This window comes from Syntrophobacter fumaroxidans MPOB (genome assembly GCF_000014965.1).
In the GTDB taxonomy this organism is placed as follows: Bacteria; Desulfobacterota; Syntrophobacteria; order Syntrophobacterales; family Syntrophobacteraceae; genus Syntrophobacter; species Syntrophobacter fumaroxidans.
In genome coordinates this window covers 4,973,474-4,990,251 of sequence record NC_008554.1, presented here as the reverse complement: position 1 = coordinate 4,990,251, position 16,778 = coordinate 4,973,474, and the positions used below count along the sequence as shown (strand labels likewise).

Annotated in this window: 13 protein-coding genes; 5 read left to right on the top strand and 8 right to left on the bottom strand. The window is 60.0% G+C overall.

Going from position 1 to position 16,778, the window contains the following annotated elements; all coding sequences use genetic code 11:
- Nucleotides 1-663: 663 nt before the first annotated feature.
- Both SFUM_RS21145 and SFUM_RS21140 read left to right on the top strand, forming a co-directional pair.
- Complete coding sequence (locus SFUM_RS21145) at nucleotides 664-1,254, top strand: HD domain-containing protein (RefSeq protein ID WP_011700881.1); 591 nt, start codon at nucleotides 664-666, stop codon at nucleotides 1,252-1,254.
- Nucleotides 1,244-2,179: a D-alanine--D-alanine ligase family protein gene (locus tag SFUM_RS21140; RefSeq protein WP_011700880.1), complete on the top strand. Its 936-nt coding sequence runs from the start codon at nucleotides 1,244-1,246 to the stop codon at nucleotides 2,177-2,179. The genes SFUM_RS21145 and SFUM_RS21140 overlap by 11 nt, the downstream gene beginning before the upstream one ends.
- A gap of 3 nt (nucleotides 2,180-2,182) precedes the next feature.
- Here SFUM_RS21140 and SFUM_RS21135 read toward each other — a convergent pair whose 3' ends face one another.
- From SFUM_RS21135 to SFUM_RS22250, 4 genes are all read right to left on the bottom strand, one after another.
- Nucleotides 2,183-3,772: a bifunctional aminoglycoside phosphotransferase/ATP-binding protein gene (locus SFUM_RS21135; protein ID WP_011700879.1), complete on the bottom strand. Its 1,590-nt coding sequence runs from the start codon at nucleotides 3,770-3,772 to the stop codon at nucleotides 2,183-2,185.
- Nucleotides 3,773-3,853: 81 nt separating this feature from the next.
- Nucleotides 3,854-4,627: a GTP cyclohydrolase FolE2 gene (folE2, locus tag SFUM_RS21130; protein WP_011700878.1), complete on the bottom strand. Its 774-nt coding sequence runs from the start codon at nucleotides 4,625-4,627 to the stop codon at nucleotides 3,854-3,856.
- A gap of 43 nt (nucleotides 4,628-4,670) precedes the next feature.
- Nucleotides 4,671-5,435, bottom strand: coding sequence for an ATP-binding protein (locus SFUM_RS21125; protein WP_011700877.1), 765 nt, complete (start codon nucleotides 5,433-5,435; stop codon nucleotides 4,671-4,673).
- 10 nt (nucleotides 5,436-5,445) lie between these two features.
- Nucleotides 5,446-6,102: a DUF3786 domain-containing protein gene (locus SFUM_RS22250; protein WP_011700876.1), complete on the bottom strand. Its 657-nt coding sequence runs from the start codon at nucleotides 6,100-6,102 to the stop codon at nucleotides 5,446-5,448.
- A 625-nt stretch (nucleotides 6,103-6,727) separates the two neighbouring features.
- Between SFUM_RS22250 and SFUM_RS21110 the strand changes: the two genes are divergently transcribed.
- Complete coding sequence (locus SFUM_RS21110) at nucleotides 6,728-7,180, top strand: thioredoxin family protein (protein WP_011700874.1); 453 nt, start codon at nucleotides 6,728-6,730, stop codon at nucleotides 7,178-7,180.
- Nucleotides 7,181-7,342: 162 nt separating this feature from the next.
- On the opposite strand, the gene SFUM_RS21105 is transcribed toward SFUM_RS21110, so the two are convergent.
- The 4 genes from SFUM_RS21105 to SFUM_RS21090 form a co-directional block, all read right to left on the bottom strand.
- A complete protein-coding gene (locus SFUM_RS21105; RefSeq protein WP_011700873.1) occupies nucleotides 7,343-9,010 on the bottom strand; it encodes an FAD-binding protein in 1,668 nt (555 codons plus the stop codon).
- A gap of 64 nt (nucleotides 9,011-9,074) precedes the next feature.
- The gene (locus tag SFUM_RS21100) at nucleotides 9,075-9,869 is read right to left on the bottom strand and encodes a 4Fe-4S dicluster domain-containing protein (RefSeq protein WP_011700872.1); all 795 of its coding nucleotides are present in this window, start codon (nucleotides 9,867-9,869) and stop codon (nucleotides 9,075-9,077) included.
- A gap of 69 nt (nucleotides 9,870-9,938) precedes the next feature.
- Nucleotides 9,939-10,829: a CoB--CoM heterodisulfide reductase iron-sulfur subunit B family protein gene (locus tag SFUM_RS21095; protein ID WP_011700871.1), complete on the bottom strand. Its 891-nt coding sequence runs from the start codon at nucleotides 10,827-10,829 to the stop codon at nucleotides 9,939-9,941.
- An 8-nt stretch (nucleotides 10,830-10,837) separates the two neighbouring features.
- Nucleotides 10,838-11,245, bottom strand: coding sequence for a 4Fe-4S dicluster domain-containing protein (locus SFUM_RS21090; protein WP_167321388.1), 408 nt, complete (start codon nucleotides 11,243-11,245; stop codon nucleotides 10,838-10,840).
- Nucleotides 11,246-12,650: 1,405 nt separating this feature from the next.
- On the opposite strand from SFUM_RS21090, the gene SFUM_RS21075 reads away from it, so the two are divergent.
- Both SFUM_RS21075 and SFUM_RS21070 read left to right on the top strand, forming a co-directional pair.
- Entirely contained in the window at nucleotides 12,651-13,418 is a 768-nt protein-coding gene (locus SFUM_RS21075) for an MBL fold metallo-hydrolase (RefSeq protein ID WP_011700867.1), read from the top strand.
- A 53-nt stretch (nucleotides 13,419-13,471) separates the two neighbouring features.
- Nucleotides 13,472-16,645, top strand: coding sequence for a 6-pyruvoyl-tetrahydropterin synthase-related protein (locus SFUM_RS21070; RefSeq protein WP_011700866.1), 3,174 nt, complete (start codon nucleotides 13,472-13,474; stop codon nucleotides 16,643-16,645).
- Nucleotides 16,646-16,778: the final 133 nt, after the last annotated feature.

The window sequence follows — 16,778 nt, the reverse complement described above, 5'->3', positions numbered from 1 at the left end:
GCCATGATTGCAGGCTCTTATATTGTTTCGGAGAGTCAGTTCTCCGAAAAGCCGTAGATTGAACTTCTCTTTTCTCCATTTTTCACACAAAATCGTCATCTCATCGTAACAATCGTGAGCGGCGTCCCCCAAGTGGTTCCTCCAGGCTCGGAAACCCCGGCAGGGTGAGTTGTTTTAGACATATTGTTTATTTCCAAGTACTTGGAGCAAACTCATCCTCAGGATCCCGATTCTGAAAGGCTATACGGCGCATCATGAAAATATTTTGAATTTTCCGATTTTCCAGGATTTCATATTTTTAATGCTTGCCAGCGCCGATGACCCCAAGCCGGCTTTCGGCCGCCGGTTGTCGAAGCTTGGGCCTTCCCAAGCGAGCGTATTTTGACTATATTGTAACGACTAACATGCAGCCGGAAAACCGGTTCCCCGGGAATTGCGGGAAGAGGCGGGTTCGCGTCGAGGCCCGGCACCGGAAACAGCCACTTCGTCTGAAAATCGATGCATGCAGCGTCTTCGGATGCGCTTCACATCCCGGCTGGGCGCGAGCGGGGCAGGCGCAGCGAACCCGTCTGAAGGTCTCCGAATGGAGCTGGTTTTTCGGACGAAGACGGACCGTGCATGTGCTTTATTGCAGCCAGCTATCGAAAAGGACGCCGGTTCCCCATGATTATTCCCTCGAGGGTTGAGTGTCTGGCGTTGATGAGCCGGATGGAAATGCCCGTTCATATTCGCAAGCACAGCATGATGGTTGCCATAACGGCCGTGTTCCTGGGCCGGATGCTCAACGGAAACGGCGTTAGACTCGACCTCCGGTTGCTGGAAGCCGGCGCGCTCCTCCACGACATCGCCAAGGCAAGGGGCCTGCAAACCGGAGAGAACCACAGCCAACTGGGAGCGAAGATGGTGGGCGAGCTCGGATTCGAGCTTCTGGCTCCCATCGTCGAGGATCATGCCACGCTCGACGAGGCGAAGCTCCGGGGACCAGTCGACGAATCCCTGCTGGTCAACTACGCGGACAAGAGAGTCAAGCACGACCGGATCGTCACCATCAGCGACCGGTTCGAGGACCTCGTCCGAAGGTATGCGAAGACGGAGAGCCACCTGAGATTCATGCGGGAGAAACTCATCCTGTACCAGGAACTGGAATTGAGGATTTTCGAGCATCTGAGTGTGACTCCCGACAGCCGGGAGATCATGGGTCTTTCCTTGAACGACAACAGCTACGAAACCGGATCGGAGCATTATGAGCACTGAAAAATTGACCGTCGCGCTGCTCTCGGGTGGGGCGTCCGCGGAACGTGAAGTTTCGTTGAAAAGCGGGGAACAGGTTTTCAATGCGCTGGACAAGCAGCGTTACCTCGTCCTCCGCTACGACCCGGCTCACGATCTGACGCGCCTTGCGGCAGACGCGGAAAAGATCGACGTGGCGCTGATCATTCTGCACGGCAGAATGGGCGAAGACGGAACGATCCAGGGACTGCTCGAGTCTCTGGGAATTCCCTACCAGGGGAGCGGCGTTCTGGGGAGCGCCGTGGCAATGAACAAGATTTTGAGCAAGCAGCTTTACATCCACGCCGGCCTCCCGGTCGCTCCACACCTGGTGGCGGACCGGCGGGAACCGCCGGATCTCGATACCGTGGCGGACCGTCTCGGGCTGCCGGTGGTGGTCAAGCCGGAGCACGAAGGGTCGAGCATCGGGCTGAGCATCGTCAGGAACCGGGACCAGCTCGCTGCAGCGGTCGAAACCGGCTGGCAATACGACCGACGCTGCCTCATCGAGAAATACGTTCACGGCATCGAGATAACGGGCGGGGTGCTGGGAAATGATCATCTGCAGGCGCTGCCGCTGATCGAAATCATCCCCGGCGAAGCCTATGAGTTTTTCGACTACAAAGCGAAGTACACTCCCGGAGCCTCCAGGGAAATCTGTCCTGCCAGGCTCTCCGACACCATCACGGCCAAAGCGCAGGAATACGCGAGGAAAGCGCACCAGGCGCTGTGCTGCAAGGGGTACAGCAGAACCGACATGATCGTGTCGGGCAATGACATCTTCATTCTCGAGACCAACACGATCCCCGGCATGACTGCAACCAGCCTGTTTCCACAGGCGGCGGCGGTGGCCGGCATTTCCTTTTCCGCTCTACTGGATCGCCTGATCGAACTGGCTCTGGAAGACTGAATCTCACAGCACCGATGAAACCTGGCCACATATCAGAATGTAGGCGCGTTCGAGCAATTCGACCAGCGTCCCGGCGGCGGGTTCGTCGGTATCCACCCGCAGACGGTTCGCGGGCGGCACCTCGTCGGGCGGCTGATAGTGTGCCATGATTTCGGGCAGTTGCAGCAGGCGCGCATCCGATTCACCCTTTTCCCGCCCGCGTTTCTCCAGCCTGTCGCGAATGCTCTCCATCCTCGCGGCGCATTCGACGAAAACCAGGTTCGCGTCAAGATCCCGTGCCAGGCGCGCCGCTTCATCGCGCCAATGGCGCTCCCCGAAGGTGGCGTCCAAAATGACCGAATGCCCGCTTTTCAGCTGGTCCTGGGCCAGGGCCAGGAGCCTTGAATAAACCCGCCCCCTCATTTCGGGACGGTAGATGCCCTGCCCGTAAGGAACCACGTGTTCTCCGGGAATCGTTTGCTTTCGGACGGAGTCCGAGCTGAAGCGCCGCAGCCTGAGCGGCCCGGAAACTGCCGCCGCAAGCGAGGTCTTCCCCGTCGCCGGCAGCCCGCAGAAAACCCAGAGCGTGGGTCGGCTGAACCGGATCGCATATCGATAGGCCAGTTCCTCGTATGTCCTGACGAGCGCCGCCGCGTTCGCCCTGGCTGCCTCCTCCTCCAGCGCGTCGTACCCCAGGCAGGCCACCTTGAGTTTCACGACGGCGCGATAGGCGGCGTAGAAGTCCAGGAGGGCATACAGTTCGGGATCATCCGCCTGCCGGACGTATGCGGCCATCACTGCCCGGCTCAGGTCCGCATGCCCCAGCCTTTCCATGTCCATGTGCAGAAAAGCCAGATCGATTGCCGCGTCGCCGTAACGGAAGCGATCGTTGAACTCGATGCAGTCGATGATCTGAAGTCCTCCGTGCCAGTAGATGTGCTCGACTCTCAGATCACCGTGACCGTCCCGGATGCGGCCGTCCCGGATGCGGTCGAGAAAGAGTGCTTCCCGGTTCACCAGAAACGTGCGGCTCACCTGGCGGATGAATTCCCACTCTTCCGCCTTCACGAGGCTCCCGACATACGGTTCCACCTGATCGAAGTTTTCCTCCATGTTGTACCCGACGACTTCCGGATGACCGTATCGATCGATTTCCCGGCCGACGGCGCAACATTGGTAGAAGATCGCCAGATGCCGCCCCAGGGCTTCCATCTCGGCGCGCCCCGCGACGTTCCGCTCCAGGAGATTCCCCAGGCACGCTTCTTCGGGGAGTTGCTTCATTTTGACCGCGACTTCGACCGTCCGGCCGCTCCCCTCCAGGGACAGCCGTCCGGACTCGTCCCGGCGGACAGCGACGACCCCCATATAGACATCGTGGGTGAGCCTCTGGTTGAGGGACACTTCCTGCCGGCACAGTCGCTGACGCTCTTCGAGCGTGGTGAAATCGAGAAAACCGAAGTTGACCGGTTTTTTTATCTTGTAGGCCCAGTCGCCGGTGAGAAATACCGTGGAAATGTGCGTGTCGCGGCGCTCCAGGCGGGTCACCCGGTGAGGGTAGAAATCGCGGTCGGACATGGCCCGACAGACTGCTTCGAATGATTCCGATCTATGCATCGGCTGGTCCGGCGAAAGGTCCCGGGTGAAGGCAAAGTAAGGTTCAAAGGAATTCGGAGGAGTCACGGCCGGCAGGCGGGATCATTTGCTGCGCTCGATGCACGCGTAAGCGCTGTGATTGTGTATCGATTCGAAATTCTCCACATCCACCAGGAACCAGCTGATGTTCTGGTCTGCCTTGAGCTCCTTGGCGATGTCGCGCACCACGTCCTCGACGAATTTGGGGTTGTCGAAAGCGCTTTCCGTCACGAATTTTTCGTCGGGCCGTTTCAGCACGGAGTAAACTTCCGATGACGCCGCGCACTCCACCAGCCTCACCAGGTCTTCAATCCAGACGAATTTCTTGAACCGCACCGCCAGTCGGACCATCCCCCTCTGATTGTGGGCGCCGTAGCTGCTGATTTCCTTCGAACAGGGGCAGACCGTGGAAATCGGCACGTTGACTTCCAGGACCAGATCATGCCCACGATTGGAGTCCAGGGAGCCGGCCACCCGACAGCCGTATTCCATCAGCCCGGCACAGCCCGTAACCGGAGACAGCTTCTTGATGAAGTAGGAGAAACTGAGCTCCAGGTGAGCGGATTCGGCGCTCAGGTGCTCCTGGACGGATTGCAGTATGGACGGAAACTCCCGGATGTCAAGGTTTCCGTGGAATTCGTTGAGGATTTCAATGAATCGGCTCATGTGAGTCCCTTTGAATTCACGCGGAAGATTCACGTACATATTGACGGACGCCACCGTGTGCTGGATCCCGTTGGTCTTGTCCATCACGGTGATCGGATAACGGATGTCCTTGACACCCACCTTGTCCACCCTGATGTTGCGGCTATCGAATCGGCTCTGTACGTCTATCATCAATCCAAACCTTTTCCTGCACCCAATTCGGGGGGGGGTGCCGTCAGGCCGCTATTCCCACGGCGATTTCTTCAAACGCAGCTTTGGTTTCAGGCTTCACCGTTTCAGGGAAAACCCCTTGCAAATCCGCTTCCACGAGTTCTTCATCATAGGGTATGAAACCGAGGAATCGGAAGTCCTTCAAGCTGCCGGCAAGGAACTCGCGATCCCGCGGCCCCCGTGTCTTGTTCCCCACAAGACAGACCCGCGTGAGCCCGAGGTCTTTCCCGAGAGCCCTTATTCTGCCCGCGGTCTCGATGCTCCGCCTGCCCGGCTCGACAACGATGATGAGGCAATCCACTCCCTTCGACGTCCCCCGGCCCAGGTGCTCGATTCCCGCTTCCATGTCCATGATCACCACGTCGTCGCGCCTGAGAACCAGGTGCTGCATCAGGTTCTTGATCAGCACGCTCTCCGGGCACACGCAGCCCGATCCCCCTTTCTTGACGCCGCCCATGACCATGAGCCGGATATGTTCTCCCGCCCGGATCGCCAGCTTTTCCGGCAGATCGTCGACCTTCGGATTGAGTTTGAAGAACCCGCCGTAGCTCCCCGGAACGGATTCCGTCCTCTCGGCCACCAGTTCCTTCATCTCCGAAATGGGGGTGATTCCGGTTGGATTGGGAAGTCCAAGACCCTGGGCAAGGTTCGCATCGGGGTCGGCGTCGATGGCCAGCACCTCTTTCCCCTTCGAGGCAAACCACTTCACCAGAAATGCCGAGAGGGTGGTCTTGCCGACCCCACCCTTACCGCTGACGGCGATTTTCAAGTCACACTCCTTACGATGTGCATTTCAGTTCCGGATATAGTTTGCAGGCCAGGCCCACGAGCCGGTAGACGAGCATCCCGCTGAGCACCGCGATGTCTTCTGCGGATAGCCGGGTCTGGATGCTCTCGTCGAAGAGGACACTGGCCTCCGAGGGGAAATCCTCATCCCCCTGCCACAACACCAGCTGCACCGTTACGTGGGGCAGCAGGTCGAACTCCATGCCCACGTCCCCCACCGGCACCGGTCTCCCGCCCACCGTGGTCGCGCAGGTTCTGAACAGGTCGGCGTTGTTGCCGAAGGTCACCAGGAACGGGTCGCGGGCACGCCTCTGGAATGCTTCGAAATAGAACATTCCGTCCGGTATCTGCCGGTAGGAAATCATCTTCCCGGTCGGGCAAATCCCGCTGGCCCCGAGCAGGTAATGGACGATGAGAATCCTTTCCGGAAGCGACATGTCCTTCTCGCTGTCCTCTCGCATCACCTCCACCCGGTCGCCGACCCAGATCAGTATCGGAGTGCCGAAGAACAGGAGCCGCAAAGCGGTTGTGCCGTCTTCCAGTTTCTTGAACTGCGCCCCGGCGCTCTCAGCGATCTCGACCAGGTCCGACTGCCGCAGCTCCTCCGAGGCCAGCCTGAACGATTCGATGTAGTCATCTATCCGTGCCATTTCTTCTCCTCCTCTGATCGCTATCGCCGCGACACGCCCTCAAGGCATCCAAGGCGGGTGCCATTCTTCCTCGCCCCATCCGACACGTTCACTCGATGCCGAAACCGGCGCCGGCCGCCCCGGCGTCGATGCTGAAAACCGCATTCCCCCAACCCCGACTCCGTCACCTCGAGGAGAATTGCTTCGGGCCCTGCACTCACCACCGTGAACGGCCATGATCGGGGACAGCACAACGAAACGTCGGGATGTGGCAGCCCAGGGCATATGCTCGCGGACAGCTCGGCCTCGGAATCCGCATGCACGGCCATGGAGCACCCGCCCCGCAAGAATCCCGGGAAATCGGTTTCCCCGGGCGAACACCGTGCAATTATAAGGTTCGCCCGTTGCGCAAATCAACCGCCGGTTCCGGTAAAGATTTCAGGAACGGCACGCAGGGGTGCATCTGCCTTGAACTCGGCATCAAGCGTGATTATCGGTATGCAGAAGCCTGTGACCGGGTGTTCGCCTGGAACGATGTGAAGCGCGGGAGATGAAATCCATAGGAGATGGTGTCAGAGAACAACGGATACGACCACCATTATAAGTCCTCTTTCAAAAACCTCCAGTCATCCGAGGACATTCTGAGATGAACGGTCGGAATATCATCGCAAAATGCGACAAGTGCGGAGCCCGAAATCGGATTCCCGAAAACCGAATGCGGGACAGACCGGTTTGCGGCAAGTGCCGCGCGCCTCTTACCACGACTTTGATTTATCCTGAATATCCCCTCAATGTCAATGACCAATCATTTTTCAACGAGGTTGTACAGTTCCCCGGAGCGGCGGCGGCCTTTTTCTGGGCCCCTTCGTGCCCGCACTGTGTGAGGATGTTGCCGGTCATCGACGAACTGGCGAAACAGTACGCCGGGAAAATCAAATTCGTGAAACTGGTGACCGAGCAGAGCCCTGCGACCGCTTCCCGGTTCGACGTCCTGGGCGTTCCCACCCTGATCCTTTTCAAAGCGGGAAGGCAGGTCAACCGGCTTTTCGGGGCCATCCCGAAGGAACAGCTGGAGTACCATCTCCACGCTTTGCTGTAGGCTTCGAGGCCGAGCGGTCCCGCAGCCGGCCTCCGGAGAGAGGCGCAACGGACCTTCAGGGGAAACGGGAAAAACAGGAGAGGGCATCCGGGACAAGTCCCGAATACCCTCTTTATGACTGAAGCCGACTTCGCGTTCAGCACCTCGACGCCGTATTCTTCCCTATTCGGCTTCCTGAATCGCTTCGGCCATCCTGCGGCTCGCAACCTCGTCGGTGGCGTAGTCGGGCAGCAGGATCGGGGCAACCATCGGGTTGTCGATTCCCGCCTCGGCCAGTTCCTTTTCGTACCCGGCCACGTGGTCCAGCGTCAGCTTCTTGAGCTCGACGCCCTTTTTCACGTATGCGGCGGCACTGACGCCCGCCCGGCGGCCGAAGGTGATGACGTCCTGCAGGCTGTTCCCCATGAGGCGGTTTTCGCCGTGGACGCCGCCCGTGCACTCGCCGGCGCTGTAAAGACCCGGGATGACGGTTTCGCAGTCGGCGTTGATGGCAATGCCGCCGTTCTGGTAGTGCAGGGTCGGGTAGACCAGCATCGGTTCCTTGCTGATGTCGATGCCGTGCCGCGCGAACTGGATGAACTTTGCAGGCAGTTCCCTGCGGACCGTGCCTTCGCCGTGCAGCAGGTCGATCATGGGCGAGTCCAGCCAGAGGCCGTAGCGACCGGTGGGCGTGAGCACGGCTTTCTGCACTTCGACGGCTTCCTTGATCAGCTCGGCGGATTCGACGTCGCGCGGCTCGAGGGGGAAGCAGAACTGCTCGCCTTCGTTGTTGAGGACGTGTGCGCCCAGGCCGCGGACCTTTTCGGTGATGAGCAGGCCGACGTTCTGCTCCGGGTAGGCCACGCCCGTGGGATGATACTGGGTCGAAGGCAGGCAGGTGGTGCCCACCCCGGCCCGGTAGCACATGACCACGCCGTCCATGGTTGCGCCGTAATGGTTCGTGGTGGCAAAGCCTTTGATGTGGAGACGCCCGTTGCCGCCGGTGGCGATCACCACGGCCTTGGCGCGCGCAATGAAGAATTCCCGGGTTTCCATGTTGTAGAGGATGGCGCCCGCGCACTTTCCGGTTTCATCCAGGAGCAGTTCCACGGCGGGACAGAATTCGAGCACCGTGATTCGGTCGCGACGGTTCCTCACCTCGTCTCTCAGCACGCGCATGATTTCAGCTCCGGTCATGTCGCCGGAGGAATTCATGCGTTTGCGGGAGGAGCCGCCGAAGTGCCGTGCGTCGAGCCGTCCGTCGGGAAGCTTGTTGAAGATCATGCCCAGGGATTCCAGCCAGGCGATGGAGAGCGGTGCGTCATGGGCGAGGGCCGCGACCAGGTCGGGCTGATTGGTGAAATGACCGCCGCCTATGGTGTCCAGGTAATGATAGAAGGGGGAATCACATTCCTGGGTGGCCGCCTGGATGCCGCCTTCGGCCATCATCGTGTTGGCGTCGCCGTGACGGAGCTTGGTGGCCATGATGACCTTGAGGCCGGAATTGGAAGCGAGAAGCGCCGCGGAAGAACCGCCTCCCCCCGCGCCCACGATGAGCACGTCGGTGTCGAAATCGATCTTGGTGAGGTCCACCTTGTCGGGGCGCAGCATGGAGCGTGATTCCAGCATTGTGGCGATTTCGTCCGGGAGAACCAGCCCCTTGTCCCGTCCGACCCGCACCGCGCGGCGGCCCTCCTTCTGGTAGTCGGGATGGAACTTCTCCAGCACCACGGCACGCTCTTCCAGGCTCAATGCCGGGAAATTCTCTCCGCGTCGGGCTCTTTCCACGCGCGCCGGCCGCGTTGCCTCAACCCGTTTGATCAATTCTTTCATTTCCGGAGTGTAACCCATAACTATTCTCCTCAAAATCCCCGGAGTCGGGGAATGATTGGTTTCGTCCTCGAAAATCCCGTTCCTACAGATACTGAGTGTCCTTGGGCATCCAGGTGCCAAGAGGCGCCATATCGGGTTCGCGCTCGCGCTCCTTGTACAGCTTCTCCAGCTTTTCCTTGTCCATGCTCTGCAGGTCTTTCAGCGTCGCATCGTATTTTCCGGATTCGATTTCGGCAACGCGCTTCTCCAGGTGTTCGGCCCGGGGCTGGATGTACTTCCCGTAGATCCTGCGGGTCAACTGGGCGATGTGATACTGCGGCAGCTCACCCATGCAGCGACTGGCGCACATTCCGCACTGAATGCAGTCGAAAGACAGCCTGGCGGCCCTGGCGATGTCGCCCTGCTTGATGGCCGAGATGTAGTCCAGGACCTCGACGCCCATGGGGCAGGCCTTGGTGCAGTTGTTACAGGCCACGCAACGGAACAGCTCGGGGTAGAGCGCATGGATGGATTCGGCCGCAGGCTTGATCGTATCGATCTCGTATTGGGCGCGGTTGGCAGGATAGAAGGGAATCTGCGCAAGGTACATATTGGGTTCGACCACCGTCTGACAGGCGAGGCCGAAATAGAGTTTGTAGTCGCCTTCCTTGCGATAGACGGTCGGGCACGCGCCGCAGATCCCGCCGCGACACCCGGCCCCTCTCAGAAACTTGAAGCCCGCGAATTCCATCGCCTTCATGATGGTCAGGGTCTCGGGCACTTCGTACCGCTTGCCCATGACGTAAATGGGGATCGTTCTGGCCCCTTCCGGCAGAATTGCGCGGTCACCCGTGGCGACCTGCCTTGGCGTTGCACAGCTGCATTCTTGCTTGGACATCGTCTGCTTCTCCTTGATGTGTAACTGTTTAATCCCGCATTCCGTTCGTTATCGGATCGTCCCCTGCGTTCAGACCGAGGCTGCGACGGGAACGTTCTTGGCCTTCAGGAACTCGACGGCGCTCTTCTCGTTGAGATCGAACCGGCAGGCTTCTCCACCCAGTCCGAGCGCGACGGCCAGGAGCTGCGTGAAATAGAATACCGGAATCTTTTTTGCGATCTTGTTGCTTTCCAGGAGATGCTCCTGCTTTTTGGCCAGGTTGTACTCACACAGGGGGCAGCTCAGGATGAGGGCATCGGCTCCCGCCGAAACGGCGCTCCCCAGGATGCCGGAAACCACGTCCAGGGCGGCCTCCGGGTTGGAGAGGATCTGATAGGAACCGCAGCACAGCGTGGCGTCCGGGAAATCGACCGGGGTCGCCCCGAGCGCCTCCAGGAAACTTTTCATCAGCTGACGGTCGCCCGTCGGTTCGATGGACACGTCCCGGGGCCGGACCAGCGTGCAGCCATAGTACGTGGCCACCTTGAGGCCGTTGAGAGGGGTCTTCACTTTGGCGCGCAGGGCGTCGAATCCAACCTGGTCCCGCAGAAAGGTCAGGAAATGCAGGACTTCGACTTCCCCGTGATAGTCTTTCTCTTCACTCATGAAGTCGTTGATCGTCTTTCGCTTCGTCTCGTCCTGCCTCATCAGCATGTTGGCCCGAGCCAAGGTGTTGTAGCACATGGAACAAAGCGTCACGACCGTGTCGCTTCCCTGCTCCATGGCGCGAACCAGGTCGCGGACCGGCGCCACATGATGAATGAGATCGTCGTCCGCAAGCGAATGAACGGCACCGCAGCAGTTCCACCGGCTCAGTTCCTCGAACTCGATCCCGAGAGCCGCCATTGACGCGACAGCCGCTTCCTCCAGGTTCTTTGCCTTCGTTTTCAGAGTACATCCGGGGTAATAACTGATCTTCATGTCTCTCCTCAGCTTGTCAATTTTCTGAAGCAACTGACCAGGGCTATCTGCGGCAACTCCTCCACCGTCTCGGCCGGCAGCCCGGACACTTCCACCATGTTCAGGTTCTTCCTGAGAGTGAGGAGCCGGATCGCTTCCATCACCCTGGCCAGGTCGATACCCCGGGGGCAGTTCACGCTGCAGGAGTGGCAAGAGGCACAGGTCCAGAAAGTCTTGCTCCCGGTGACCGCCTCCTCCATGCCGAATTGAGCCATTCGCATGATTTTACGGGGCACCGCATCCATGTGGTCGGACATCGGGCAAGCGCCGCCGCACGTTCCGCACTGGTAGCATTTGTAGACGTCCTGTCCGCTCAGCTTGCTGATCTTCTCGATGAAGTCGCGTTTGACCGTTTTCTCGGAAATTTCGATCGGCATGATCTCCCTCATTTCGTAGAATATTCTCGACAAAAACAACCGCCGGCCTCTGCCTCCGGCCCGCCCCCGTCAAAACCTCCAACAGACTCCGCCCTCCCCCGCTCCAAGGGCGTTCAAAGCCTCTCCCCCGGCGCCTAGGCGAAAGCGATGCCTACGATGCGATACGTGTGGGAAAAAACGCTTTCGGCCAACCCTGTCCTTATTGAGACCAAGCCGTTGACAACATCAAGGCCCGGGTCGCGCCGGATCGACAGCAAGCCGGCGACATCGGGCGGGAAGGCCCGCGGCCCTGCTCCGCGATTGCGCGGGTCGCATACAAGGGCGGGGTTTACCCCTCTGCCTCACCCTGCGCGGATCCCTTGTTCCGCGACCTTGAACGCGAATCGGTATCTCAAGGGACTTTCGACCGCTTCGATACGGAAATGACCCACCCGGAACTCTCCGCATGGTCCGGGATCAGCCGTCAGCAGAAGCCTTGGACCGAACCGGGACTGACGGAGGTTGCCAACCGCCCGGTTCCTCTTCTTGTACCAGGTGATCGGAAATCCGCGGAGTTCCGGCCGGACCCGCCGGGACGTTCCTTTCCATGCCGCGCGGGGCGGCCGAGCCGCTTTCACGAATCGGCTTCTATCCCGCATGGATTATAGGGTTCTGCAAGCGATCGGTTGTGCGGAAAGCAGGAAATGTGAGACTGACTCTTCGACAAATTCCGCGGATGGGAACCCAAACGGTGGAGGGGGCCACCATGGGGCGAGGTGTGCAATCCTGCCTTTTTGACTGTGCAAGACTTCAAGTCCAACGTCTCCAACCGGAATGCGCGAGCAATCGAACCGCCAAAACCTCGTAGACACAATGTTCGGAGGAAACCTGAAAAGCCTGTGAGATACCTTTCCCGGCGCTATATAGAATACTTGACCGATGGCTGTCAATTATTGTGAAAATGTTCTCATATAACTGACATGAATATCCGATTTGAACAAGAACGGACACGGCCCCGGTTCGCCGATTCAGGATGCATGCGATGCCCGTTCGGCTCGGCACGCCGCGACTCATGAAGCCATGGAGGACCGTGGGGCATTCTTGTCCGCCCATGGCGGAGGCGCCGTGAAAGGCCACCAGACGGCGCATCGCCCCCGGAATCCCGTTGACTCGATACACGACCGCACTTTCTTTGCGGGGGAAGAGCAAATTTCTTCCTAAACGGCAAAAAACTCTTTAGAATCCCAAACGGTTCGAAGGGGGGTCGCCGGCAAGACCGCAAAGGTCCCCGGTGTTCATGAGGTTGGCCCGCGGCGGGTTCTCCTGCATCGGATGTTCATGGATTCGGAACATGTCGCTTCGGGCCGGCAGGCGCGGGATCGGTTCTTGCGGCACCGGGAATTTCCGGCAAAGGAGATATTGGAGTATGCAGATCAGGGTCCTTGGAGCATCCGGCTCGGAAGAACCGGGCTACAGATCGCCGGCGTTCCTCGTCGACGATTTTCTTCTGATGGATGCCGGAACGGTCTCGCTTTCCCTCGAAAGCGAGGAGCAATGCCGGATCACTCATATTTTCCTGACGCATGCCCATCTCGACCACATCAAGGGAATCCCCTTTTTGGTCGACAACATCGTGTCCAGCGGCCAGGGCTGCCGGCTCTCGATTCTCAGCGGCAAAGACGTCATCGCCGACCTCAAGAGGAACATTTTCAACAACAGGATTTGGCCGGATTTTTCGACCATCCCCGACGCGGAGAACCCGGTGATGCGGTACCGGGAGATCTCCACTCGAGGCCGAATCCAGGTGGGTGATTACTCGATTTATGCCACGAGGGTCAACCATGCCGTTCCGACTTACGGCTACATGATCGAGAACCGTTCATCGACAGCCCTCGTGTACACCGGAGACACGGGACCGACGGAGCGTATCTGGAAGCGCATGCGCGGCCACAGGGTATCGGCTCTTATCGCCGAGGTTTCCTTCCCGGACGAGTTGGAGGAACTGGCCCTGGCTTCCGGCCACCTCACTCCGTCTCTGCTGGAGACCGAAATCACCAAAATGCCCGTCATTCCGCAGACCATCTACATCACTCATCTGAAGCCGTTCCACAAGGCGACCATCAAGAAACAGCTGGCCAGGATCAGGAAAACGCGCATCGAGATCCTCCGGGACGGCATGGTCATCACGGTCTGACTTCCGTCAACCCCTTCTTTCTGCGCAGACCAACAAGCAAAGCGGCCCCGACGATGCGCTCACAGCTCCTCGCGAAGATACGACAACGCAAAGGCCTGGTCCTGCTGCTCGCCGTCGAGGGGTTTTTGCTCCTGTTGTTTCCGCCGTCGTTGATCCTGAGCGCCTCGCATATCGCCGGCGGAGACACGCCATCGCACCTGCCGGCGGCCGTTGCGCTGAGCGAGAGTCTCGCCACGGGCGGCCCCCTTGTTACGTGGATGCACGGCAATTATGCCGGATATCCCCTGTTCCTGAATTACTTCCCCTTCCCCTTCTTCATCATGAGTCTGCTTGCCGCGGCGGTGCCGCTGCAGGTTGCTTTCAAGCTCGTCACCCTACTGCCGGTATTCGGGCTTCCCGCCGCGATTTATTTCTGCCTGCGCAGATTCGGGTACGCGGACCTCGTGGCCGCCCTGGGAAGCGCACTGGCGCTGCCCTTTCTGGTCATGAAGGAAAACGCCATGTGGGGCGGAAATATCGCGAGCACCCTGGCGGGTGAATTCTGCTACGGGATTGGACTGGTCATCGCCGTGGTCCTGACCGGGAAAGTATTCCATGATATCCGGGATGGACGCTCCCTGTTTCGCAACAGCCTGCTCGAAGGCCTGGCGGCTTTGAGCAACGGATATCCCCTGCTTCAGTTCGGTTTCGCCAGTTCCTACTTCCTGTTGCGCGGGCGGTTCATTCCATACCTCGTCGCCCTGCATGCCATTGCCTTCGGAATCATCTCCTTCTGGATCGTACCCCTGATCGCGCGTCTCCCCTGGGACACCTCGTTCAACCACGCCTGGAAGTTCGAAAGCTGGACCGAGCCGCTGCCCGTCGCGCTGTTTCCCGCCCTGCCGGGCATTCTTTTCGGCTGGGCCGCCGGCCGTGCGTGGTTCGGAGGAAATGGTCCGGCCGGACAGCGTAAGATGCCCAGCGGGGGGCCCGAGCAGTACCTTTGGTGGAACGTCGGCATCGCACTGGCCTGTTTCGGCCTGGGGCCCGCCTTCGGATTGGTCGACATCCGCTTCTTGCCCTTCGCGCATGTTTTTCTCATTCTGCTCGGGGCGATCGGATGGGGAAAGGTTCTGGAGCGGTTCCGACACCAGGGGCTTTGGACGGCCGTCGCGGTGCTTCTGATGCTGGGTTGGGCCGCTGCCGGATCGTCCACGGTGAGGACCTGGATTCAATGGAACTACTCGGGATTTGAAGCCAAGCCGTTGCGGCAACCGTTCGAGCAGGTCAATATCCACCTGCAGGGAACCGAGAACAGCCCTCGCGTGGTGTACGAACACGCGGAAGAGAACAACGGCGCGGGCACGGTGCGAGCGTTCGAACTGTTGCCCTGTTTCTCGGGAAGATCGACGCTCGAAGGGCTCTACATGCAGTCGAGCATCACTTCTCCTTTTGTTTTCTACCTCCAGTCCGAGCTCACCCGAACCCCTTCGTGCCCCTTTCCCGGCTATTACTATTCGCGCTTCGACGCGGATCGGGCGGCAAAGCACCTCAGCTTGTTCAACGTCCGCCATGTGATTTCGGTGAGCGGCGAAACCGGGGCGGCCCTCGACCGCAGTCCGCATTATCACCCCGAAATCGCTTTCCCTCCCTATCGAATCCACACGGTCGTGGACTCCGGGAATTCCTACGTCGAGCCTCTGCGCTTCCGGCCCCACAGGATCCCGTGGGAGGGCTGGAAACAAACCCAGTTCGAGTGGTTCCGGAAATCGTCCCTGGACGTGGTTCTCGTCGTCGCGTCCGAGGATTCTCCGGGCAACTACTGGCGACAGCTCCCGCCTTATGACGGCACCCCGGAGAACCTGCCAAGGGTGGAGCTGACGGATGCGTCCGCACCCTTGGTGAAGGCCTCGGCAACCCTGGAAAAGAACCGTATCGTGGTCGAAACATCCATGCCGCGCCATCCGCTGTGGCTGAAAATCTCCTTTCATCCGGACTGGCGCATCGTGGAGGGAGCGGGAGAGCTCTACCTCGTCTCCCCCTCCTTCATGATGCTGGTGCCGGACACTCCGAGGGTGGTCCTGCGCTTCGACACGAGCGGCGGGGTCTATGCCGCGGGGCGATACGCGACACTGCTCACGGGCCTGTTGACGGTGATTGTCTTCTGCCTCAGGTTCAGGCAACGACGACGCGCTCGCGCCGGTCCCGCGACCGGTCCGGGGGCCGATCGCCCCCAGCCGGAAATCCCGTCTTTGCAGGGCGAGGCGGAAAGCCCGGCTTCCGGCACCGGGCAAACCGGCGACCGTGCAGTCTATCCCGCGGTTCCCGCTTTGGTCTGGCTGGTCCTGGCCGCCGCCGTGGCCCTGTATGCCTGGCACAGGGATGAGCGGGACCCGCTGCTCCTCTACCACAAGGCCCTCCGGGCATATGAACGGGCTGAAGCGGGCAACCCCACACACGGTGACGACACCCTTCCCGGCAGGACGCCCGCAACCCGTCCGGGAACGACCATGGCCCAGGCTCGAGAATGGTTTCTGCGCTGTCTCAACCGATATCCCCTCTCTCCCGTCGTCGACCATGCCGCTCATTACGTCGCCGCCTCGTACATGACGGAAAACAAGTGGCAGGATTTGATCGATTTCTATGAATCTTTTCTCGCCGCCTACCCGGAAAGCCGAATCTATCCGGAAGCGCTCTATGAAATGGGAGCGGCCGCGTCCCTCCTGGGCCGGACGGACGTCGCATCCCGCCGCTACTGGCAGGCAGTGACGTTCTTCCCGGAATCGGAACGTGCCGGGGCGGCCGCCGCTCGCCTGGTGGAAATCAGCTCACCGGGGGAAATCCTCGGAGTGGCCCGCGAGTACTATGCCCGCAAGGACTTCTTCAGTGCATACCCGCTGCTGAGCGCCCTCTCCGTCGGCCCCCCGTCACCGGTGCAGACGGAGGCTGCCCTGCTGTGCGCCTATGTGCTGTTTCATCAGAATCGTTGGCCCGATTCGGCAAAGATGCTCGTCGACTGGCTCCGGATACACCGGGCCTTGGCGGATGCTCCCGGGGCCTTGGTCACGCTCGGGCAATGCTACCTGTTCATGGGGTTCCACAAGGAAGCGCGGCATTCCTTTCGGGAAGCCCTGGCCCTTGACCCCGGTCTGGCGAACACACAACCTTTCCGGGCGCTGCTCCGCACCGCCGACGAATTGGCCGGATCGGGCGGTCAACCCCTTGATAGCGGGGTGCGTTCAAGATGACACAACACCCGCCCGGCGAAAGGTGTGACGCGGACGGGCATAAACCCCGCCCCTGCGGACCGATAGGCCGGTCAGACGTAGCGGGAGATGACGCGGGTGGGGATAAAGCCCGCTCCTCGGGCGGGCCGATGTG